The 20,362-nt window shown below is 73.4% G+C and carries 23 protein-coding genes; 14 read left to right on the top strand and 9 right to left on the bottom strand.

The features are described 5' to 3' along the window. The first annotated feature begins 90 nt into the window (after window positions 1-90). From O2V61_RS15025 to O2V61_RS15015, 3 genes are all read left to right on the top strand, one after another. On the top strand, window positions 91-4,032 hold the full coding sequence (locus O2V61_RS15025; protein ID WP_269184073.1) for a multifunctional oxoglutarate decarboxylase/oxoglutarate dehydrogenase thiamine pyrophosphate-binding subunit/dihydrolipoyllysine-residue succinyltransferase subunit: 3,942 nt from the start codon (window positions 91-93) through the stop codon (window positions 4,030-4,032). A 17-nt stretch (window positions 4,033-4,049) separates the two neighbouring features. After that, entirely contained in the window at window positions 4,050-4,235 is a 186-nt protein-coding gene (locus O2V61_RS15020; protein WP_269158777.1) for a DUF6104 family protein, read from the top strand. Between the two features lie 73 nt (window positions 4,236-4,308). Next, window positions 4,309-5,013, top strand: coding sequence for a metal-dependent hydrolase (locus tag O2V61_RS15015; protein WP_269184072.1), 705 nt, complete (start codon window positions 4,309-4,311; stop codon window positions 5,011-5,013). A gap of 10 nt (window positions 5,014-5,023) precedes the next feature. Here O2V61_RS15015 and O2V61_RS15010 read toward each other — a convergent pair whose 3' ends face one another. Next, window positions 5,024-5,401, bottom strand: a complete 378-nt coding sequence (locus tag O2V61_RS15010) for a S26 family signal peptidase (RefSeq protein WP_269184071.1) — start codon at window positions 5,399-5,401, stop codon at window positions 5,024-5,026. A gap of 50 nt (window positions 5,402-5,451) precedes the next feature. On the opposite strand from O2V61_RS15010, the gene sodN reads away from it, so the two are divergent. From sodN to O2V61_RS14980, 6 genes are all read left to right on the top strand, one after another. After that, on the top strand, window positions 5,452-5,856 hold the full coding sequence (sodN, locus tag O2V61_RS15005) for a superoxide dismutase, Ni (protein ID WP_269164662.1): 405 nt from the start codon (window positions 5,452-5,454) through the stop codon (window positions 5,854-5,856). 149 nt (window positions 5,857-6,005) lie between these two features. Then, window positions 6,006-7,238: a PP2C family protein-serine/threonine phosphatase gene (locus tag O2V61_RS15000; protein WP_269184070.1), complete on the top strand. Its 1,233-nt coding sequence runs from the start codon at window positions 6,006-6,008 to the stop codon at window positions 7,236-7,238. Window positions 7,239-7,315: 77 nt separating this feature from the next. After that, a complete protein-coding gene (locus O2V61_RS14995) occupies window positions 7,316-7,981 on the top strand; it encodes a phosphatidylserine decarboxylase (protein ID WP_269184069.1) in 666 nt (221 codons plus the stop codon). Between the two features lie 11 nt (window positions 7,982-7,992). Next, a complete protein-coding gene (gene pssA / locus O2V61_RS14990; protein WP_269184068.1) occupies window positions 7,993-8,790 on the top strand; it encodes a CDP-diacylglycerol--serine O-phosphatidyltransferase in 798 nt (265 codons plus the stop codon). A gap of 2 nt (window positions 8,791-8,792) precedes the next feature. Then, window positions 8,793-9,269, top strand: a complete 477-nt coding sequence (locus O2V61_RS14985) for a GNAT family N-acetyltransferase (RefSeq protein WP_269184067.1) — start codon at window positions 8,793-8,795, stop codon at window positions 9,267-9,269. 25 nt (window positions 9,270-9,294) lie between these two features. Beyond that, window positions 9,295-10,077 (top strand): HAD-IIA family hydrolase, encoded by a 783-nt coding sequence (locus O2V61_RS14980; RefSeq protein WP_269184066.1) that lies wholly within the window; start codon window positions 9,295-9,297, stop codon window positions 10,075-10,077. Window positions 10,078-10,108: 31 nt separating this feature from the next. Here the strand turns inward: O2V61_RS14980 and O2V61_RS14975 are convergent, their stop codons facing one another. Then, window positions 10,109-10,591 carry a hypothetical protein gene (locus O2V61_RS14975; RefSeq protein WP_269184065.1) on the bottom strand — a complete coding sequence of 161 codons (483 nt, stop codon included), beginning with the start codon at window positions 10,589-10,591 and terminating at the stop codon, window positions 10,109-10,111. A 90-nt stretch (window positions 10,592-10,681) separates the two neighbouring features. On the opposite strand from O2V61_RS14975, the gene O2V61_RS14970 reads away from it, so the two are divergent. Then, window positions 10,682-11,647 carry a diacylglycerol/lipid kinase family protein gene (locus O2V61_RS14970; protein WP_269184064.1) on the top strand — a complete coding sequence of 322 codons (966 nt, stop codon included), beginning with the start codon at window positions 10,682-10,684 and terminating at the stop codon, window positions 11,645-11,647. 314 nt (window positions 11,648-11,961) lie between these two features. After that, window positions 11,962-12,213: a WhiB family transcriptional regulator gene (locus tag O2V61_RS14965; protein ID WP_269158766.1), complete on the top strand. Its 252-nt coding sequence runs from the start codon at window positions 11,962-11,964 to the stop codon at window positions 12,211-12,213. A gap of 102 nt (window positions 12,214-12,315) precedes the next feature. Here the strand turns inward: O2V61_RS14965 and O2V61_RS14960 are convergent, their stop codons facing one another. Next, window positions 12,316-13,797, bottom strand: coding sequence for a sensor histidine kinase (locus tag O2V61_RS14960; RefSeq protein WP_269184063.1), 1,482 nt, complete (start codon window positions 13,795-13,797; stop codon window positions 12,316-12,318). Between the two features lie 87 nt (window positions 13,798-13,884). Here O2V61_RS14960 and O2V61_RS14955 point away from each other — a divergent pair, with 87 nt between their 5' ends. Continuing rightward, window positions 13,885-14,379, top strand: coding sequence for a GNAT family N-acetyltransferase (locus O2V61_RS14955; RefSeq protein ID WP_269184062.1), 495 nt, complete (start codon window positions 13,885-13,887; stop codon window positions 14,377-14,379). Window positions 14,380-14,387: 8 nt separating this feature from the next. Here O2V61_RS14955 and O2V61_RS14950 read toward each other — a convergent pair whose 3' ends face one another. Continuing rightward, complete coding sequence (locus tag O2V61_RS14950) at window positions 14,388-14,612, bottom strand: biotin/lipoyl-binding carrier protein (RefSeq protein ID WP_269170787.1); 225 nt, start codon at window positions 14,610-14,612, stop codon at window positions 14,388-14,390. Window positions 14,613-14,713: 101 nt separating this feature from the next. After that, a complete protein-coding gene (locus tag O2V61_RS14945) occupies window positions 14,714-15,766 on the bottom strand; it encodes a biotin carboxylase N-terminal domain-containing protein (protein WP_269184061.1) in 1,053 nt (350 codons plus the stop codon). 249 nt (window positions 15,767-16,015) lie between these two features. Here O2V61_RS14945 and O2V61_RS22440 point away from each other — a divergent pair, with 249 nt between their 5' ends. Further along, a complete protein-coding gene (locus tag O2V61_RS22440; protein ID WP_014742531.1) occupies window positions 16,016-16,090 on the top strand; it encodes a 50S ribosomal protein bL37 in 75 nt (24 codons plus the stop codon). A gap of 24 nt (window positions 16,091-16,114) precedes the next feature. Here O2V61_RS22440 and rsrA read toward each other — a convergent pair whose 3' ends face one another. Together rsrA and O2V61_RS14935 are read right to left on the bottom strand one after the other, a co-directional pair. Then, window positions 16,115-16,498, bottom strand: coding sequence for a mycothiol system anti-sigma-R factor (rsrA, locus tag O2V61_RS14940; protein WP_269184060.1), 384 nt, complete (start codon window positions 16,496-16,498; stop codon window positions 16,115-16,117). After that, entirely contained in the window at window positions 16,495-17,187 is a 693-nt protein-coding gene (locus O2V61_RS14935) for a sigma-70 family RNA polymerase sigma factor (protein WP_269184059.1), read from the bottom strand. The genes rsrA and O2V61_RS14935 overlap by 4 nt, the downstream gene beginning before the upstream one ends. 244 nt (window positions 17,188-17,431) lie before the next feature. Here O2V61_RS14935 and ybaK point away from each other — a divergent pair, with 244 nt between their 5' ends. Beyond that, window positions 17,432-17,911 (top strand): Cys-tRNA(Pro) deacylase, encoded by a 480-nt coding sequence (ybaK, locus tag O2V61_RS14930; protein WP_269184058.1) that lies wholly within the window; start codon window positions 17,432-17,434, stop codon window positions 17,909-17,911. A gap of 3 nt (window positions 17,912-17,914) precedes the next feature. On the opposite strand, the gene O2V61_RS14925 is transcribed toward ybaK, so the two are convergent. Beyond that, window positions 17,915-19,468 carry a fused MFS/spermidine synthase gene (locus tag O2V61_RS14925; RefSeq protein WP_269184057.1) on the bottom strand — a complete coding sequence of 518 codons (1,554 nt, stop codon included), beginning with the start codon at window positions 19,466-19,468 and terminating at the stop codon, window positions 17,915-17,917. 19 nt (window positions 19,469-19,487) lie between these two features. Further along, window positions 19,488-20,234 (bottom strand): SOS response-associated peptidase, encoded by a 747-nt coding sequence (locus O2V61_RS14920; protein WP_269184056.1) that lies wholly within the window; start codon window positions 20,232-20,234, stop codon window positions 19,488-19,490. Window positions 20,235-20,362: the final 128 nt, after the last annotated feature.

Here is a 20,362-nt window from a genome sequence, read left to right as displayed (position 1 = left end):
CATCACTGCACCGCCGGAGCCGGGGCGTAAAGTCGGCACCCGGTCCAACGACGTCCCTCGACGAAGAAGGCACTCGACCCCGTGTCAAGCGTGAGCTCATCCCAGCCGTCCCCTGCCCACTCCGCCAACCCGGTGGCGGGCTTCGGTACCAACGAGTGGCTGGTCGAGGAGATGTACCAGCAGTACCTCGCCGATCCACGGAGCGTGGACCAGGCCTGGCACGACTTCTTCGCCGACTACCGGCCCGGCAGCCCGGTCGCCGACGGGCAGGACCGCACGACGGAGCCGGCCGAACCGGCCCCGGCGCCGGAACCGTCCGAGCCCCGGAGCGCCCAGGCGGAGTCGACGCCGTCGGCCACCACCTACGCCTCCCCCGCGCCCAGCCGAGAGGTCGCACCGCAGATGACCCAGTCGGGTCCCGCCGCACCGAAGCCGGCACCCGCCAGCACGAGCTCGTCCGACGAGGGCGCCACGGGCGCCTCGGCGAAGAGCTCCTCCGACAAGAGCGCCTCCGACAAGGGGGCTGCCGCCCCGGCCTCCCGCGCCGCCGAGAGCGACGCCCGGTCCGAGGGCACGGTCGTGGCCCGTGCCGCCGAGCGCGCCTCCCAGCAGCAGCCCGCGGCGCCGGCCAAGCCGGTCGTCAAGCCGGGTCCCGGCCGCGCCGAGGGCGACGACGCCGGCCCGAAGCGCACCCCGCTGCGCGGGGCCGCCGCGAGCGTCGTGAAGAACATGAACGCCTCGCTGACCGTGCCGACGGCCACCAGCGTGCGGGCGGTGCCGGCCAAGCTGATGGTCGACAACCGCATCGTCATCAACAACCACCTGGCCCGCGCCCGGGGCGGGAAGATCTCCTTCACCCACCTGATCGGCTACGCGCTGGTCCGGGCGCTGGACGACTTCCCGAACATGAACAGCGCCTTCGCCGAGGTCGACGGCAAGCCGGTCCACGTCCAGCCCGAGCACGTCAACTTCGGCCTGGCCATCGACCTGCCCAAGCCCGACGGCACCCGATCACTGGTGGTCGCCTCCATCAAGGCCGCCGAGGAGATGGACTTCGCCGCCTTCTGGGGCGCCTACGAGGAGATCATCCGGCGGGCCCGGGCGGGCAAGCTGACGATGGAGGACTTCTCCGGCACGACGATCAGCCTCACCAACCCCGGCACCATCGGCACCAACCACTCGGTGCCGCGACTGACCACCAACCAGGGCACGATCGTCGGCGTCGGCGCGATGGACTACCCGGCCGAGTTCCAGGGGATGAGCCCCGAGGCCCTCGCCGAGATGGCCGTCTCCAAGATCATCACGCTGACCTCGACCTACGACCACCGGGTCATCCAGGGCGCGGAGTCCGGCGACTTCCTGCGCCGGATGCACGGGCTGCTGCTGGGCCAGGACGGCTTCTACGACGACGTCTTCCGCTCGCTGCGCATCCCGTACGAGCCGGTCCGCTGGGTGCCGGACAAGCGGGTCAGCCACGAGGGCCAGATCGACAAGGAAGCCCGGGTCATCGAGGTCATCGAGGCCTACCGGCGCAACGGCCACCTCATGGCCGACACCGACCCGCTGGAGTTCAAGGTCCGCACCCACCCCGACCTGGACATCGTCCAGCACGGGCTGACCCTGTGGGACCTCGACCGGCCCTTCCCGGTCGGTGGCTTCGCCGGCGAGCGGACGATGCTGCTGCGCGACATCCTCGGCGTGCTGCGCAACTCCTACTGCCGCACCGTCGGCATCGAGTACATGCACATCACCGACCCCGAGGAGCGCCAGTGGCTCCAGGAGCGCATCGAGGTCAAGCACGACCAGCCCGGCCGGGACAAGCAGAAGCGCGTGCTCGGCCGGCTCAACGCCGCCGAGGCGTTCGAGACCTTCCTGCAGACCAAGTACGTCGGTCAGAAGCGGTTCAGCCTGGAGGGCGGCGAGTCGGTCATCCCGCTGCTGGACGAGGTGCTGGTGAGCTCCTCGGAGCACGGGATCGAGGAGGTCGCGATCGGCATGGCCCACCGCGGCCGGCTGAACGTGCTGGCCAACGTGCTGGGCAAGAGCTACGCCAAGATCTTCGGTGAGTTCGAGGGCAACATCGACCCGGGCACCGTGCAGGGCTCCGGTGACGTGAAGTACCACCTCGGCGCCGAGGGCAGCTTCGAGCACGAGGGCCGTTCGGTGGCGGTGTCGCTGGCCAGCAACCCCAGCCACCTGGAGACGGTCAACCCGGTGCTCGAGGGCATCGTGCGGGCCAAGCAGGACATGATCGACAAGGGCGAGGGCGGCTTCACCGTGCTCCCCCTGCTGCTGCACGGCGACTCCGCGTTCGCCGGCCAGGGCGTGGTGCAGGAGACCCTGAACCTCTCCCAGCTGCGCGGCTACCGCACCGGCGGCACGGTGCACGTCGTCATCAACAACCAGGTCGGCTTCACCACGAGCCCGGCGGCCGCGCGGTCGAGCCTCTACTCGACCGACGTCGCGCGGATGATCGGCGCCCCGGTCTTCCACGTGAACGGCGACGACCCCGAGGCCTGCGTCCGGGTGGCGAAGCTGGCGGTCGACTACCGCCAGGAGTTCAAGAAGGACGTCGTCATCGACCTCGTCTGCTACCGCCGTCGCGGGCACAACGAGGGCGACGACCCGTCGATGACCCAGCCGCTGATGTACGACATCATCGACCGCAAGCGCTCGGTCCGGAAGCTGTACACCGAGGCGCTCGTCGGCCGCGGCGACATCACGCTGGCCGAGGCCGAGGAGGCCCTGAAGGACTACCGCGGCCAGCTCGAGCGGGCCTTCGCCGAGACCCACGACTCCCGCGACTCCTCCGGGCCCGAGCCGGTCATGGACCCCCGCTCGCCGCAGGAGGCCACGGTCGACACGGCGATCACGCCCGAGGTCCTCAAGACCATCGGCGACGCGCACGTCTCGCTCCCCACCGACTTCACCGTGCACCCGAAGCTGCAGCGGATGCTGGAGCGCCGGGCGGCGATGGCCAGCGAGGGCGGCGTCGACTGGGCGATGGGCGAGCTGCTGGCCTTCGGGTCGCTGCTCATGCAAGGCGTCCCGGTGCGGCTGGCCGGACAGGACTCCCGCCGCGGCACGTTCGTCCAGCGGCACTCGGTGCTCATCGACCGGGAGACCGCCAGCGAGCACACCCCGCTGCTGAACCTCTCCGAGGACCAGGCGAAGTTCTTCGTCTACGACTCGCTGCTGTCGGAGTACGCCGCGCTCGGCTTCGAGTACGGGTACTCGGTGGCCAACCCCAAGGCCCTCGTGCTCTGGGAGGCCCAGTTCGGTGACTTCGTCGACGGCGCCCAGATGGTCATCGACGAGTTCATCAGCTCCGGCGAGGCCAAGTGGGGCCAGCGCTCCGGCGTCGTCATGCTGCTCCCGCACGGGCTGGAGGGCCAGGGGCCCGACCACTCCAGCGGCCGGATCGAGCGGTTCCTGCAGCTGTCGGCCGAGAACAACATGACGGTCGCCAACTGCTCCACGCCGGCGAACTACTTCCACCTGCTGCGCCGCCAGGCGCTGTCGGAGGTGCACCGCCCGCTGGTCGTCTTCACACCCAAGTCCCTGCTGCGCGCCAAGGCCGCGGTCAGCCCGGTCGACGACTTCACCGAGCAGCGGTTCCGCCCGGTGCTGCCCGACCCGGGGGTGGGCGGGGAGGCCCTGGACGGTTCCGCGGTGCGCCGCGTCCTGCTCTGCAGCGGCAAGATCAGCTACGAGCTGCTCGCCCAGCGGGAGAAGGACGGCACCGCCGACACCGCGATCCTGCGGGTCGAGCAGCTCTACCCGCTGCCCGCGGAGGAGATCGCCGAGGCGCTGGCGGCCTACCCGGAGGCGGACGACGTCGTGTGGGTCCAGGAGGAGCCGGCCAACATGGGCGCAGCCCAGTTCATGGCCGTCAACCTGCCCGAGCACCTGCCGGCCGGGCGCACGCTGCGCCGGGTGTCCCGGAAGGCCTCGGCCAGCCCGGCCGTGGGCTCGGCCAAGGTGCACGAGGTCGAGCAGCGTCAGCTGGTCGCGCGGGCCTTCGCCGACTGACGCGACGGGGCCCGACGATGTACTTCACCGATCGCGGCATCGAGGAGCTGGCCGGCCGGCGGGGCGAGGAGCAGGTCTCGCTCTCCTGGCTGGCCGACCAGCTCCAGGCCTTCGTCGACCAGCACCCGGACTTCGAGGTGCCGGTCGAGCGGCTGGCCACCTGGCTGGCCCGGGGCGGCACGGACGACGTCGACGAGGACTGAGGAAGGACCCCTCTTCCCGCCTCTCCGAGCGCGCCTCCTGGGCAGCGTGCCGTCGCGGCGGCACGCTGCGTAGGTGCTCGGTCACTCTCACGCCCTCTCCGGTCTGGCTGCCGGCGCCGCGACGCTCCCCTGGGTCCCGGTGCACGGCACGGTCGCCCAGGTCGCCTGGGTCTCCGCCGTCGGCGGGTTCGCCATGCTCCCCGACCTGGACCAGCGGGGTTCCACGATCTCCGGCATGTGGGGGCCGTTGACCGACGTCCCGTCCGGCCTCGTCAACACGATCGCCCGGGGACACCGTTGGGGCACCCACGACGCCGTCCTCGGCTCGCTGGCGTTCGGGCTCCTGGCCACCGCCGCGACGTGGCACCGCTGGTCCACCCTGCTGCTGCTGGCGCTCGCGATCGGGCTGGCGCTGCGGGCGCTGCACTTCGTCATCCCCGGCCGTGCGGAGAACACCGTGATCGGCAACCTGGCGCTCTCCTGGGGCGGCGCGTGGCTGCTGCTCGAGCACAGTCCGGCGCCCGGGTGGCTCCCGCTGGCCGTCGTCCTCGGCACGCTGACCCACATCGCCGGCGACTGGCTGACCAAGGAGGGGGTGCCCGTCCCGGTCTTCTGGCTCGTCCGGCGCAGCCGGCTGGCCCCCGTGCACCTGCGCACCGGTGCGATCGTGGAGAAGGCCGTGCTGGTCCCGCTGTTCCTGGTGGCCACCGTCGTCCTGCTGTACCTGAACACCGCGGCGCACGACCTCGTCGCCCCCCTGCTGGACCGCCTCGGCTGACGCCGACCCGTCAGCCGGGCGGGGTGGGGCGCAGCCGCCCCGGCCGAGGCCACAGCCGGCCCACCACCCGCCCCACGACGACCGCCGTCCCGAAGGCCCGGGAGTCGTCGGTGACCAGCGGGTTGTCCCCCTCCACCCAGTGCCCGCCGGGCACCGCGCGACGCACCCGCTTGACCACCAGCAGCTCCGGCCGCGCCGGGAAGCGGGCGAGCACGACGGTGCCGCTCGGCACGGACGCACCGACCGCCACCCGGCGGACCAGCAGCCGGTCGCCGTGCCGCACCGTCGGGGTCATCGAGGGCCCGGTCACCCGGGCCGACACCCAACGGGTCGGCAGCCCGGGCAGGTCGTCCGGGCTGCCACTTCTCGACGTGTCCTCGTTGATCACCGCGGGTAGGGTCGCAGAAGACCCATCCCCGCGAACCCGGAGGCACACCCATGCGTCTGTTCCGCATGTTCTCCGCCGTGGAGGCCACCGCGCACTGCGACCTCCCCTGCGGCGTCTACGACCCGGCCCAGGCCCGCATCGAGGCCGAGAGCGTCAAGGGCATCCAGGAGAAGTACCAGGGCAACGAGGACCCGGTCTTCCGGACCCGCGCCATCCTGATCAAGGAGCAGCGGGCCGAGCTGGTCAAGCACCACCTGTGGGTGCTGTGGACCGACTACTTCAAGCCCCCGCACTTCGAGAAGTACCCGCAGCTGCACGAGCTGTTCAACAAGGCGACCAAGCAGGCCGGCGCCGCCGGCGGCAAGGGCAGCATGGACCCCGCCGAGGGTCAGAAGCTGCTCGACTACATCGCCGAGATCGACAAGATCTTCTGGGAGACCAAGGCCGCCGCCTGATCGAGGACCCGTCCTCACCACCCCTCGCACGCTCGGGGTGGACCTCGGGACGGGGCCGTACTGCCGGGTCATCCCCTCCGGGGTGGCCCGGCAGTGTCGTACCTGCTGCCGGTCGGGTGGCAGCTCGCCCGACCCAGGAGACCAGCGCCATGAGCCGCCGTTTCGACCTGCGCTCGTTGCTGGAACGGGTGGAGGCAGCCGCACCGATCGACGCAGTCACCGCGGTCACCGCTGAGCTCGCCACCCTGTCCGGCGCCACCGAGGTCTCGTTCCTGATCGCCGACTTCAGCGGGCAGGCCCTGGTCCGGCTCGGGACGGCGACCCAGGCGCCCGACGGTTCCCGGGTCCGCGGCCCCGAGCACGCCGCGACCCTCGCGCTGGCGGGCACGGTGCACCAGCAGGTCCTGCGCAGCCAGCAGGCCGTCGTGCAGCCGGGGGACGAGGGCGCCTGCGTGATCGTCCCGGTCACCGACCGCGGGGACGCCATCGGCGTCCTCGAACTGACGCTCCCCGAACCGCCCGGCGCCGACGAGCTGGCCGACATCTCCGCGGCCGGCCACGCGCTCGCCTACGTGATCATCGCCAACCGGCGGCACACCGACCTCTTCGAGTGGGGTCAGCGCACCACGCCCTTCTCGCTGGCCGCGGAGATCCAGCGCCGGCTGCTGCCCAGCGCGTTCACCTGCGAAGCCGCACAGTTCACCCTGGCCGGGTGGCTGGAGCCGGCCGCCACCGTGGGCGGGGACACCTTCGACTACGCACTGGACCGGGACTCCCTCCACGTCTCGGTCAGCGATGCGGTCGGACACGAGGTCGGCGCGGCGTTGCTGGCCACCCTGCTGGTCGGCAGCCTGCGCAACGAGCGGCGTCGCGGGCTCGGCCTCGGCGACCAGACCCGCAACGCCAACGACGCCGTGAGCTCGCACTCGGCGCCCGGGGAGTTCGTCACCGGCCAGGTCCTGCGTGTCGACCTGCACACGCTCGAGGCCGAGATCGTGAACGCCGGGCACCCGTTCCCGCTGCGGCTCCGCGACGGCCGCGTGGAGGAGGTCGAGCTGGCCATCGACCTGCCGTTCGGCGTCCAGGCCGGTACCCAGTACCAGCTCCAGCGCTTCGTGCTGGAGCCCGGCGACCGGGTCGTCTTCGTGACCGACGGGATGCAGGAGCGCAACGCGGCCTCCCTCGACGTCGCGGCCGCGCTGGCTGCCACGGCCGCGCTGCACCCCCGGGAGGTCGTCCACGAGCTCGGGCAGGCGGTGCTGCGCGCCACCGGCGGGGTGCTGCGGGACGACGCCTCGGTGGTCTGCCTCGACTGGTACGGCGGCCCGCCCCGCGACCGCGTGAGCCGCACCGGGGCCAGCGACCGGCTCGCCTCCTCGTGACCCCGCGGGAACGCGCGGCCGCCGCGACGCCGCCGTCCGCAGGCGTTCGGGCCGCGTCCCGGTAACCTCGGTCTGCGATGCGCATCGACCGGGCCGGCTGGCCCTTCCTCGCCGTTCCCCTGGCCTCTGCGGCGGTCACCACCGCCCTGGGGCGGGGCAGCGGTCCCCGTGGGGCCCGGGCCCTGACGTGGCCCCTCCTCGCCCTGTCGGCGTACATGGCCGTCTTCTTCCGCGACCCCGAGCGGCGGTGCGACTCGACCCCGCCTCCGGCCGATGACGTCATCTCCCCCGCCGACGGCGTCGTCATGGTCGCCGGCGACCCCCAGCCCGGCGTGGCCCCCGAGGGCGACTGGCAGCAGGTGAGCGTCTTCCTCTCCGTCGTCGACGTGCACGTGAACCGCGCCCCCTACGGCGGCCGGATCACCTCCTCCACGTACACGCCGGGCAGCTTCCTGGCCGCCTACCGCGCGGAGAGCGCGCACCGCAACGAGCACAGCGAGCTGTGGGTGCGCGACGGCGACCGCACGGTCGTCTTCCGTCAGATCGTCGGCGTGCTGGCCCGCCGGATCGTCACCCGCGTGGTGCCGGGACAGCAGGTGGCCACCGGTGAGCGGGTCGGGCTGATGAAGTTCGGGTCCCGGATGGACGTCTTCGTCCCCCCGGAGTGCACCGTCACCGTCACGAAGGGACAGCGGGTGCGGGGCGGCGAGACCGTCATCGCCCGCTGGTCCCACCCCAGCTGAGGAGCGGGCGGATGCCAGGGAGGCGCACCACCACCGTCGAGTTCGTCCGGGGTTCCGTACGCGGCGGGCGGCGGCGGGCTCGCTCGTGGCTGCCCAGCCTGTTCACCCTCGCCAACATGATGTGCGGCTTCGGGGCCATCCTGGTCGCGTTCCGCGGCGAGTACCGGCTGGCCTGTCTGCTGATCGCGTTGTCGGTCGTGTTCGACATCGCCGACGGCGCGGTGGCCCGGCTGGTCGGCGCCGTCTCCCCGTTCGGTCTGCAGTTCGACTCGCTGGCCGACCTGGTCTCCTTCGGCCTGGCCCCGTCCCTGCTGGTCTTCGCCCTCTTCTCCGACGGTCGGGACTCCCTCGACGCCCTGGGCTGGGTGGCCTGCTTCCTCTGGGTCGCCTGCGCCGCCATCCGGCTCGCCCGCTTCAACACCACGATCGACCCGACGGCCGACAAGCGCTTCTTCACCGGCCTGCCCAGCCCTGGCGCGGCCGGGGTCGTGCTGGCCAGCGTGTACGCCTTCGCCGACCTGATGCAGGGCCGTGACCGGCTGTGGGTGCTGCTGGTCGTCGTCGTCCCGGGGCTGCTGATGATCAGCAACATCCGCTACCGCTCGTTCCGGTCCTTGGTCAGCCCGAAGAGCGGCAAGCCCTACGGCCTGGTCACGTCGGTCGTCCTCGTCGTCGTCGGCCTGCTCACCGTCCCGACCGTGACCAGCCTCGTGGTCGCCTACAGCTACCTCGTCTCCCCGCTGGTGATGCCGGTGCTGACCCCCCTGGGCAGGCTGGTCCCCGACCGGGTGAAGGAGGTGCTGTCCTGAGCGTGCGCCGGGTCCGGCCCGACGACGTCCCGACGGTGCTCCGGCTGGTCCGTGAGCTGGCCGCCTACGAGGAGTCCGTGCACGAGGCCCAGATGACCGCCGACCAGCTGCACGCAGCGCTGTTCGGGGAGTCCCCGGCCCTGTTCGGGCACGTGGCGCTGGGCGGCGACGGCGACATCGCCGGCTTCGCACTGTGGTTCCTCAACTTCTCCACCTGGCGCGGCACCCACGGGCTGTACCTGGAGGACCTCTACGTCTCCCCGTCCCACCGGGGGACCGGGCTGGGCCGGGAGCTGCTGCGCACGCTGGCCGACGAGTGCGTGGCCCGCGGGTTCGCCCGGCTGGAGTGGTCCGTCCTGGACTGGAACACCCCGTCCATCGAGTTCTACAGAGCTGCCGGTGCGGTGCCGATGGACGGGTGGACGGTCTTCCGGCTCACCGGTGACGCCCTGACCCGGTTCGCGGCCGACCGTCGCTGACCCACCCGACCGACAGGAGAACGGCGTGACCACCGAACGCGGCGAGTCCGAGTGCTGGCTGACCGACATGGACGGCGTCCTGGTGCACGAGGGCAAGGCGCTGCCCGGCGCCGCTGACTTCCTGGCCCGGCTGGTCGAGCGCAATCGCCGGTTCCTGGTGCTGACCAACAACTCGATCTTCACCCCGCGCGACCTCTCCGCCCGGCTCTCCCGCAGCGGCCTCGACGTCCCCGAGCAGGCGATCTGGACCTCCGCGCTGGCGACGGCGGACTTCCTGGCCTCCCAGCTGCCCGGCGGCTCGGCGTACGTCATCGGCGAGGCCGGGCTGACCACGGCACTGCACGAGGCCGGGTACACGATGACCGACACCGACCCGGACTACGTCGTCCTCGGGGAGACCCGCACGTACTCGTTCGAGGCGATCACCCAGGCGGTCCGGCTGGTGGGCGCCGGCGCCCGGTTCATCGCCACCAACCCCGACGTCACCGGCCCCTCCCCCGAGGGCCCGCTGCCGGCGACCGGCTCGGTGGCCGCGATGATCACCAAGGCCACCGGCGCCGAGCCCTACTTCGTCGGGAAGCCCAACCCGATGATGTTCCGCAGCGCGATGAACCGGATCCAGGCGCACTCGGAGTCCACCACGATGATCGGTGACCGGATGGACACCGACGTCGTGGCCGGCATCGAGGCGGGGCTGGACACGATCCTGGTGCTCACCGGCTCGACCCGCGCCGAGGACGTCAGCCGGTTCCCGTTCCGGCCCAGCCGGGTGCTGCCCTCGATCGGCGAGGTCATCGAGCTGATCTGAGGGAGGAAGCCCTCGCCCCCGCGAGGGGGCCTCAACGTTCGAAGAAGGCCAGCCGGGCCTCGGGGGTGGCCAGCAACCACAGCTCGGTGGCGACCAGGGCCAGCACCGGCAGACCGATCAGCGGCTGCTGCGCCTCGAACGCCGCGTTGTAGGCGAGCAGGCCCAGCAGGATCTGCAGCACGATGACCGGGCCGCGGGCCCAGCCGGACACCCGCCACAACCCGACGGCAGCGGCCGCCAGCAGGGCCGCCCCCAGCCCCACGTAGACCACCTCGGCCAGCGCCCGGCCGACGCTGTCCGGCGAGCCGGTCAGCGTCAGCACGAGCAGCGTGAGCGCGAGGGCGGTCAGCGCGAGCGCCTCCACGGCGACCACCAGCGCAGCCCGCCGGACGGCGGTCGGCGCCGGCGTGCGGGGCCGAGCCCGGCTGGCTGCGGTGGGCTCGGCCGCCCTCCCGAGCAGGCCCTCCGCCCACGGCCGACGACGGCCCGGGGTCTGTCCGTCCTGACCTGACACGCCGCCGAGGTTACGCGCGGGGCACCTCACCTCCCGGTGCCCCGGACGTGCCGCACCGTCGCCGCGGGGCCGGTCGATATGTTGGGCGGCATGCGTGCGCTGCTGGTGGCGAACCCGGCGGCCACGACCACCACCCGCAAGGTGCGCGACGTGCTGGTCCGGGCACTGTCCAGCGAACTGCGGGTCGAGCTGGCCGAGACCGCGCACCGCGGTCACGCGCGGGAGCTCGCCGCCCAGGCCGCGGTGGACGGCGTCGACGTCGTCGTGACCCTCGGGGGCGACGGCACCGTCAACGAGGCCGCCAACGGGCTCCTGACGGCCGGTCCGGGGCCCCGGGTGCCGATGCTCGCCGTCGTCCCGGGCGGGTCGACCAACGTCTTCGCCCGCGCCCTCGGCCGCTCCCGCGACCCGGTCGAGGCGACCGGGGAGATCCTCGACTCGCTGCGCGCCGGCCGCACCCGCCTGGTCTCCCTCGGCACCGCCTCCGCGCTGACCGGCGACGAGGGGACGACGGAGGGCTGGACCACGCCCCGCTGGTTCGTCTTCGCCGCCGGGATGGGCTACGACGCCGACGTGATCTCCCGGGTCGAGGCCCAGCGCGCCCGGGGGCGGCGGTCCACCGGCAGCCTCTACATCGGGGCCGGGGTCAACGCGTTCCTGCTGGGGCGGGACCGGCGTCGTCCGCCGATGACCCTCGACCTGCCCGGCGAGCCCCCCGTCGACGGGCTGTTCCTCGCCCTGGTCTCCAACGTCAGCCCGTGGACCTACCTGGGGGCCCGCCCCATCGACCCCAGCCCCGACGCGTCCTTCGACACCGGCCTGGACGTCTTCGCGATGGGTCGGGTCGGCGTCGTCCGGATGCTGCACCACCTGCGCCAGACCATGGCCGCCCGGCCGGACGCCCGGGGCCGCGGGGTGCACCGCTGGCACGACCTCGGCGAGCTCACCCTGACGTCCACCCGCCCCCAGGGCTGGCAGCTGGACGGTGACCACCTGGGCACCGCCACCGGGCTCCGCGTCCGGTCGGTCCCGGAGGCGCTGCGCGTCGTCGTGTGACCGAGGCGCTGCGCGTCGTCGTGTGACCGAGCGCTCGACAACGAGACCCCACGGGGTGGTGCACGGTCGCGCCGAGTGGGGTAGGACGGAGTGGCGAGGTCGTGCGGGGCGTGGTGAGGTTGCTCACGAGCGCCGTCGAACGCCCGGCGAACTGCTTGACAGTGCGTCCACTCGTGAAAGCATCACAAGCAAGCAACCTGCTGGTAACACAGCAGGCGGTCGTCGTTCTCCGTGCTGACACCAGCCCCCGAGCAGCAGGGGCGGTCTCCGGACCGACGACCGGACACCCTGACGAGATCGAGGAGTACATCGCCATGGACTGGCGCCACCGCGCGCTCTGCCGGGACGAGGATCCGGAGCTCTTCTTCCCGATCGGGACGACGGGCCCGGCAGTCGTCCAGATCGAGCAGGCCAAGGCTGTGTGCCGCCGCTGCCCGGTCGTCGAGTCCTGCCTGGACTGGGCCCTGACCTCCGGACAGGACTCCGGGGTCTGGGGCGGTCTGTCCGAGGACGAGCGCCGTGCCCTGAAGCGTCGGACCGCACGCACCCGGGTCCGCACCGCCTGACGAAGGACCCCGTCCTGCGCACGCCCGCACACTCGGGGCGAGCCTCTGGACGGGGCCGAGTGCAGCAAGGGCCGCTCCGTACCGGAGCGGCCCTTGCTGCGTTCACCGGCGAGGGCGCCCGGCGCCCGGGAGGCTGAGCACCGCCTCGGTCCCCGGGCCGCCGTCCGACGGCGGGCCCATCTCCAGCGTCCCGTGCAGCTCGCTGGTCACCAGCGTCCGGACGATCTGCAGCCCGAGCCCCGTGCTGGCCGCCGGGTCGAACCCCGGTGGCAGGCCGCGGCCGTCGTCGCGGACCCGGACCACCAGGTCGTCACCCGTCCGCTCGGCGGCGAGCACGATCGTCCCCGGCTCGCCCTCCTCGAACGCGTGCTCGGCCGCGTTGTGCAGCAGCTCGGTCACCGCCATCACCAGCGGCGTCGCACAGGCCGCAGGCAGCTCCCCGATCGCGCCGTCGCGGGTGATCCGCGCCGCCGGCCCCACCGAGGTGACGTCGCCGAGCATCGGCAGCACCTGGTCCAGGACGTCGTCGACCTCCACGACGTCCTCCCGGCTGCCCGCCAGCGTCTCGTGCACCACCGCGATCGAGGCCACCCGGCGCACCGACTCCTCCAACGCCGCCCGGGCCGCCGGCTCGGTCATCCGGCGGGCCTGCAGCCGCAGCAGCGCGGCCACGGTCTGCAGGTTGTTCTTCACCCGGTGGTGGATCTCCCGGATGGTGGCGTCCTTGGTCATCAGCGCCCGGTCCCGGCGGCGGACGTCGGTGACGTCCCGGACCAGCACCAGCGCGCCCGCCTCGCCGCCCGGGGCCTGCAGCGGCAGCGCGCGCACGAGCATGGTCGCCGCGTCGTTCTCCACGTCCATCGGCTCGGGGAACCGGCCGGCGACCGCGGCGGCGATGCTCGCGGCCACGGCCTCACCGGCGACGCGCTCCGCCGAGACCCGGCGCGTCACCTCGGCCAGGTCGGCGCCGACCACGTCCCCGGTCAACCCCATCCGCCGGTAGGCCGACAGGGCGTTGGGGCTGGCGTAGACCGCGTGCCCGGTGCCGTCCAACCGGACCAGCCCGTCCCCCACCCGCGGGCTCATCTCCGCGTCGTCCAGCATCCGCGGCGGGAAGGTGCCGGCCGCCACCATCAGCGAGAGGTCGGCGGCGATGTCGAGGTAGGTGAGCTCGAGGGTCGACGGGGACCGGGTCGCTGCGAGGTTGGTGTCCTTGGCCAGCACCGCCACCACCGCGCCGTCGTGCCGCACGGGGATGACCTCCCGATGGCGGAGGCTGGTCCCCGACACGTCGCGATCTCCGTCGGTGATCGGCTGGCCCTCCCGCTGGGCACGCAGCAGCGGCTCGGCGTCGGCTCCGGTGGCCTCGCTTCCCACCAGGTCCTCCGGCTGGCTCGTGGGCGCCGTCAGCGGGCGGACCTGGGCCACGCACCACCAGGCCCCGCTCTGCAGCGGCACCCACAGCGTGAGGTCGGCGAAGGACAGGTCGGCCAGCAGCTGCCAGTCGGCCACCAGCCGGCGCGCGTGGTCGACCTGGGACGGGCTCGCCGAGCCGCGGGTGAGACGTTCGGAGAGGCTGCTCATCGTGAGCCGGAGCCTACGGCCCTGTCCGGAGGCCACCCGGGCCTGCGAGGACGGATCGGGACAGGGCCCGCTGTCTACTCTGCTCCGGTGGCCTCCTCCGCACCCGTCGTCGGCCCGGCCGGCCCTGCGGACTTCGCCCGCATCGCCGAGCTCACCGTCGCCGCCTACGCCGCCGAGGACCTCGCGCCCGCCGAGTACCTGCCCCAGCTCGCCGACGTGGCGGGCCGGGCGGAGCAGTCGAAGCTGCTGGTGGCTCGTGACCTCGACGGGGGCATCGTCGGCAGCGTGGCGCTGGTGCTGTCCGGGGACTTCGGCGAGGTCGTCGAGTCCGCGGACGAGGCGGCGTTCCGGATGCTCGCCGTCGACACCGCGGCGCGCGGCCGAGGCATCGGGGCGGCGTTGGTGCGCGCCTGCCTGGACCGGGCCCGGGCAGCCGGCAAGCGGCGGATGGTGCTGTCCACCGGCGACCAGATGGCCGCGGCGCACCGGCTCTACCGGCAACTGGGGTTCACCCGGCTGCCCGAGCGGGACTGGACGCCGGTGCCCGGCGTCGACCTGCGGGTCTACTCGCTCGACCTCTGAGGGGTCCGTCAGCCGGGGAGGACGGTGGCGATCAGGTCGCCCTCCTGGAGGACCTCGCCCTCCACCACGTGCAGCTCGCCGACCGTGCCGGCGCGCTCACTGAGCACCGGGATCTCCATCTTCATCGACTCGAGGATGACCAGCGTGTCGCCGGCAGCGACCTCCGTGCCGGGGGCCACGAGCACCTTCCACACGCTGGAGACCATCTCGGCGTGGATCTCCTCGACCGCCACCGGTGCCCCCTGTTCCCTGACCTGCGCCGACCCGCCTCAGCCGACGGTGTGCACATGAAAGCACGCGGAGAGCCGGAGGCCGCAGTCCACCGAGCGCCGGCTCAGTTGCAGTCGGGGACGAGTGCACCGGCGATGCGGCGCAGCACGCTGCAGACGGCGGCCCCGTCGTGCGGGACGCCGATCTCCGGGACACCGGTGAGGAGCTCCGCTGCGGCCCGCGCCGCGCTCGCCGCATCGGGACCGGCGGCGCTGACCGTGGCCAGCAGCGCGTCGTACCAGCCGTCGAGCCGGTCCCCCTCGTCATAGCCGCTGACCGCGACCAGCTCGGTGCCCCCGGCGATCCGACCACCGGAGGGCAGGACGTCGGGGAGCCGGCCGCTGACCCGGCCCTCGGTGCCCGGCGGCAGCGTCGACCGCAGCTGGACGGCCAGCCCGGCGCGCGGCGGCTCCTCGGCGTCGTCGGGGAGCCCGCCCACCGGCGCACCGGACACGCTGCCGAGCGCGAGGGCGACGGCGTCCAGCCCGTGGGCCCGCTCGAGCACGGCGATGTCGAGGGAGAACCCGGCCGCGACCTCGGCGAGCTCACCACCGGGGTCGATGCCCACGGTGACCAGCCCGCGCCAGCCGAGCTCCGGGAGCCGCCGGGCGGCCGCGGGCAGCGACCCCAACCCGTCGGGGGGCGTCCAGGAGACCCGTGGGGTGCCCCCGGCGCGGTCGCGCAGCACCGGGGTGACGTGGTGCAGCCCTTCGGCGCTGACCCAGGCCAGGAAGCCGCGCTCACTGGCCGGCTCGACCCCGTCGCCGCCGAGGCGCTCGAGCACCCCGGCCTCCGGGCCGACCCAGCCCAGCCCGGCGTCGGCGACCGCGGCGGCCAGCCGGGCGTTCCCGGCGAGAGCGGGGGGAACGGGGAGCACCGCGTCGACCCGGGTGCGCCGGGCGGCCTCGACCAACCGGCGGACGTCGAGGTAGGACTCGGCCGCCGGGGCCGGACCCAGCAGCACGGACTCGTCTGCCATCCGCACGTGCCGGGCGTTGCGCTCGGCCTCCGAGTGGACCGCCACGGCCTTCACGCCCAGCTGACCGCACGCCCGGATCACCGCGCAGGCCATCGGCCCGCGACCGGCCACGAGCACGCTGTCGACTGCCTGGACCACGTCGTCCTCCTCTTCCCGGCTGGGCCGGTCCTGCGCACATCGGCGGTACCGGCATCCTGCCGGTGGCCCGGTCCACCACCGGCCCCGACCGCGCACCAGCGCACGGTCCCCGGCCCACCCGTGAGAGCCTTGCAGGGTCAGCTTGACCGGTGGACAGGTGCCCTGCAGCTCACACGGGGCACCCCACCACCGGGACCGATCCGCACCCGGGCGTCCTGCCCGGGTGGAGCACAGAGAGGAGGGGCAGCGATGTCCAAGCGTGGACGCAAGCGGCGCGCCCGCAAGAAGAGCGGCGCCAACCACGGCAAGCGCCCCAACGCCTGACGGCGGGGGGAGCGCTGCACCGCCCTAGGTGGTGGGGCGCTCCCCCGGCGGCTGGTCGCCGTGCACCCGGATCGTGCTCGACTCGATGCTGGCCTTCTCCACGCGCACCTGCGTGCCGTCCTCCTCGAAGGAGACGCTCGTCAGCTGCACCTTGATCCGGTCCCGCAGGCCCATCGGCGTGGGGTCACCGCCGCAGCGCCGGCGCACCAGCGCCTTGAACTCCTGCTCGATGCCGAACTGACGCAGGCACGGCGAGCAGTCCTCGAGGTGCTCGGCGATGACCGCCCGGCGGGCGTCATCGGTCTCGTGGTCGAGGAACTCGAAGACGTGGGAGAGCACGTCGTCGCAGGAGGTGACGTCGTCACCGTGGAGGTCGTGCCGAGCGCCGTCGTGAGCGTCGGTGCTCATGAGCGGGTCGCCTCCTCAGCAGCTCCGGCCGCGACGAAGCCGCGTTCCCGGGCGTAGTCGGCCAACAGCTTCTGCAGTCCGCGCCGACCGCGGTGCAGGCGGGACATCACCGTGCCGATGGGCGTGCCCATAATCTCGGCGATCTCCTTGTAGGCGAACCCCTCGACGTCGGCCAGGTACACCGCGAGCCGGAAGTCCTCCGGCAGCTGCTGCAGCGCGTCCTTGATGTCGGTGTCCGGCAGGTGGTCCAGCGCCTCCATCTCCGCGGAGCGCAGGCCGCTGGAGGTGTGCTCCTCGGCGGCGTACAGCTGCCAGTCCTGCACCTGCTCGGTGGGGTACTGCTGCGGCTGGCGCTGCTTCTTGCGGTAGCTGTTGATGTAGGTGTTGGTGAGGATCCGGTACAGCCACGCCTTGAGGTTGGTCCCCTCGGCGAACTGGTGGAAGGCGGAGTACGCCTTGACGAAGGTCTCCTGCACCAGGTCCTCGGCGTCGGCGGGGTTGCGGGTCATCCGCAGCGCCGCCGGGTACAGCTGGTCCAGGTAGGGCAGGGCGTCGCGCTCGAAGCGGGCGTCGCGCTGGGCCCGGGTCTCGGCGAGCTCGGCACGACTGCCGTCGGCGCGCGCCTCCGGCGTCTCATCGGGCTTCCCCGTCTCGACGACGGGGCTGTCGCTCGCGGGCTCCTCGGGCACCGACCGTCCTCTCTGCGGCGCCCGGGAGCGGGCGACCACGTCGCTCGATCCTAGCCGGGTGCGGCCGGGACGGCCGGGGGGACGGCGGGCGGGCGCGGGACCGCGCGCGATGCGCGCCGGGGCGCCCGAGACTGTGCTGCTCACGGTCGGTGCAACGGCACGCACCCGGGCTCGATTCCCCGCCGGGGCGTTCGTCGGGGAAACCGCTGCCGGCGCCGTCGCGTCCGGCCTAGGCTGCTGCGCCGTGGCGGCGACACCGGCGGTGCGGACCCTGGACGAGGCGCGGGCCGCCTACTCCCTGCACGAGTACGACCCGGCCGACGGCGCGGACGGACACGGCTACGGCGAGGTGGCGGTGGCCGCCCTGGGCGCCGATCCGGCCCAGGTGTTCAAGACCCTGGTCGCCCGGGTCGACGGTGCGCTCACCGTCGCCGTCGTGCCGGTCAGCGGCCAGCTGGACCTCAAGGCGCTGGCCGCCGCCGCGGGCGGCCGGAAGGCCACCATGGCCGAACCGGCCGACGCCGAGCGGAGCAGCGGCTACGTCCGGGGCGGGATCAGCCCGCTGGGCCAGCGCAAGGCGCTGCCGACCGTGGTGGACGACAGCGCCCTGACCTTCCCGACCGTGCTGGTCAGCGCGGGTCGGCGCGGGCTGCAGGTGGAGCTGTCGCCGGCGGACCTGGTGCGGCTGACCCGGGCCCGGACCGCCCCGATCGCCCGCGCCTGACACTCAGCCGTACGGGGTGAGCAGCTGGTCGACCGGCGCGAAGTCGTCGGTGAGGACGCCGGCGTCCCCGATGAGCCGGTCGAGCTCGGGCCCCTCGGCCACCTGCCAGGCGAGTCCGCGTTCGTCCAGTGCGGCGGCGATCTCCGTCACCGGCAGCGGGCGCTGCGAGGCGACCGCGACCACGTTCCCGCCGTCCTCGCCGGCCAACACCGGTGCCCTGGCCAGCAGGAGCACGTGGTCGAAGACCTGCTGCAGGGTCGCCAGCTCCGCGCGGACGAAGGACAGCGGCGGGTTGTCGATGAGGTTGGCCGCGTAGACGCCGTCCTCGGCCAGCGCGTCGTCGACCAGGCGCAGCGCCTCCTCCGTGGTGAGCTGCCACGGCACCGACAACCCGCCGAAGGCGTCGCCGACGACGAGGTCCCGCTGCCCGGTGGCCTCCTGCCCGAGCCCGACCCGGGCGTCGCCGACCTGCACCTGCAGCTCGTCGGAGGTCTCCAGCCCCAGCTCCTGCTCGTCGATCGCGACGACGCCGGGGTCGACCTCCAGCACCCGGCTGAGCGTGCCCGGCCGCACCTCGGCCAGGTACCTGGGCAGGGTCAGCCCACCGCCACCGACGTGCAGCGCCGACAGCGGTTCGGCCGGCGGGGCGATCGCATCGGCCACCGAGGCGATCGCCTGGACGTACTCGAACTCCAGGTACGTCGGGTCGGCCAGATCGACGTAGGAGTGCCGCAGGGTGTCCAGCAGCAGCACTCGGCCGGTGTCCCGCTCGGGGTCGGCGACCACCCGGGCGCAGTGGTAGGCGGTCTCCCGCTCGCAGGGCGTCGGCGCCACCGCGGCCAGCACCGGGGCGGCCACGGCCAGGGCCAGCAGCCCGACCGGGAGCCGGCCGGCCACCCCGGGGGTCCGGCGGCGCAGCAGCACGGCGAGGGCCACCCCGACCACGACGACGAGCAGCCCGGTGCCGACCAGGATCACGCTGCTCGGCAGGATCGCGACCAGCAGGAAGCCGGTGGCGAACGTCGCCACGATGCCCCCGATCGTGCCGATGCCCGACAGCCGGCCGACCACCGAGCCGGTCCGGGCCAGGTCGCCCAGCTGGAGCGCGACCACCATCGGCGGGACGGCGGAGAGCAACGCGGCCGGGACGACCACGCTGACCGCGGCCAGCAGCAGCACGTTGCCGGCCGCGGCGCCGGTGAGCAGCTCCCCGGCGAACCGGACCAGCGGCAGCACCGCCACCACGAGAGCCCCACCGGCGACCATCAGCGGCGCGATCAGCCGTCGCGGGTCGGTGCGGTCGGCCGCCGCCCCGCCGGCCCAGGCACCGATCGCGATCGCCGCCAGCGCGAACCCGATGATCGCGGTGCTGGTCTGCAGCGTGATGCCGACGTAGGGGGCGATCAGCCGCAGGCCGACGATCTCCATCACGAGCACCGCTCCGGAGGACAGGAAGGTCACGCCCGCGGCGATCCAGTCGGGCAGCGCCCGGGCGGAGACCTGGACGTGCTCCGGGTCGGTCGACGCGGTGGTCGGGTGCGGGTCCAGCGGGCTCACCTCGGGGATCGGGGGATGGTCAGAACAGGGCGGGCTGGTCGGCGGGCTCGCTGACCGACTCCACCCGCGCGGTGAGCTGGGGCCCGTTGTGGGCCACGTTGCCCACGGCCGGGCCGACCGGGCGGATCTCCAGTCGCTCGACGTACTCCGGTGGCGTCGGGGCGGCGACCTCGGTGACGTCCTCGGCGGCCGGGTCCAGCCACTGCGCCCAGCGGTCGGGCGGCAGCACGAGTGGCATCCGGGGGTGCACCTCGGTGAGCGCGCCGACGGCAGGTGCGGTGACCACGGTGCAGGTGTACAGCCGGTCCTCACCCCGACCCCACACCTCCCACAGCCCGGCGAAGGCCAGACCGGACCCGTCCTCCGGCGTCACGTAGTACGGCTGCTTGCCGGGGCGGTCCTGCCGGGGGGCCCACTCGTACCAGCCGTCGGCCGGGACCAGGCAGCGTCGGCTCGCCGCCGCGGTGCGGAACGCGGGCTTCTCGGCCAGCGACTCGACCCGGGCGTTGAGCATCCGGTTGCCGACCGACACGTCCTTGGCCCAGGAGGGCACCAGGCCCCAGCGCACGACCCGGAGCTCGCGGTGCCCGCCGCCGGTGAGCGCACCCTCGGCGTCCCGCTCCTTCTTGTGCCGGACCACGTACACGTCCTTGGTGGGGGCGACGTTGTGGTCGGCCGGCAGCGGGGTCTGACCCTCGGCCGGGACGGCCTCGAACTCCAGCGCGAGGTCCTCAGGACGGCGGCTGGCGGCGTACCGACCACACATGACGGGCTCCTCCTCCGACGACGACGTCCCCGAGCGTAGGTGCGCCCACCGACGACCCGCCGTGCGTCACCGGTGCGGAGAGGGGTAGGACGGAGACCACAGACCCGACGCACCGCGACGAAGCACGA

The organism is Modestobacter sp. VKM Ac-2985 (assembly GCF_026967925.1).
In the GTDB taxonomy this organism is placed as follows: domain Bacteria; phylum Actinomycetota; class Actinomycetes; order Mycobacteriales; family Geodermatophilaceae; genus Modestobacter.
This window is presented reverse-complemented; position numbering and strand designations above follow the sequence as displayed.

Coding starts and splice junctions, on each gene's coding strand:
- O2V61_RS14920 (WP_269184056.1), bottom strand. CDS start 20,234: ATGTGTGGTCGGTACGCCGCCAGCCGCCGTCCTGAGGACCTCGCGCTG.
- O2V61_RS14965 (WP_269158766.1), top strand. CDS start 11,962: ATGGACTGGCGCCACCGCGCGCTCTGCCGGGACGAGGATCCGGAGCTC.
- O2V61_RS14960 (WP_269184063.1), bottom strand. CDS start 13,797: ATGAGCAGCCTCTCCGAACGTCTCACCCGCGGCTCGGCGAGCCCGTCC.
- O2V61_RS14970 (WP_269184064.1), top strand. CDS start 10,682: ATGCGTGCGCTGCTGGTGGCGAACCCGGCGGCCACGACCACCACCCGC.
- pssA (WP_269184068.1), top strand. CDS start 7,993: ATGCCAGGGAGGCGCACCACCACCGTCGAGTTCGTCCGGGGTTCCGTA.
- sodN (WP_269164662.1), top strand. CDS start 5,452: ATGCGTCTGTTCCGCATGTTCTCCGCCGTGGAGGCCACCGCGCACTGC.
- rsrA (WP_269184060.1), bottom strand. CDS start 16,498: ATGAGCACCGACGCTCACGACGGCGCTCGGCACGACCTCCACGGTGAC.
- O2V61_RS14995 (WP_269184069.1), top strand. CDS start 7,316: ATGCGCATCGACCGGGCCGGCTGGCCCTTCCTCGCCGTTCCCCTGGCC.
- O2V61_RS15000 (WP_269184070.1), top strand. CDS start 6,006: ATGAGCCGCCGTTTCGACCTGCGCTCGTTGCTGGAACGGGTGGAGGCA.
- O2V61_RS15020 (WP_269158777.1), top strand. CDS start 4,050: ATGTACTTCACCGATCGCGGCATCGAGGAGCTGGCCGGCCGGCGGGGC.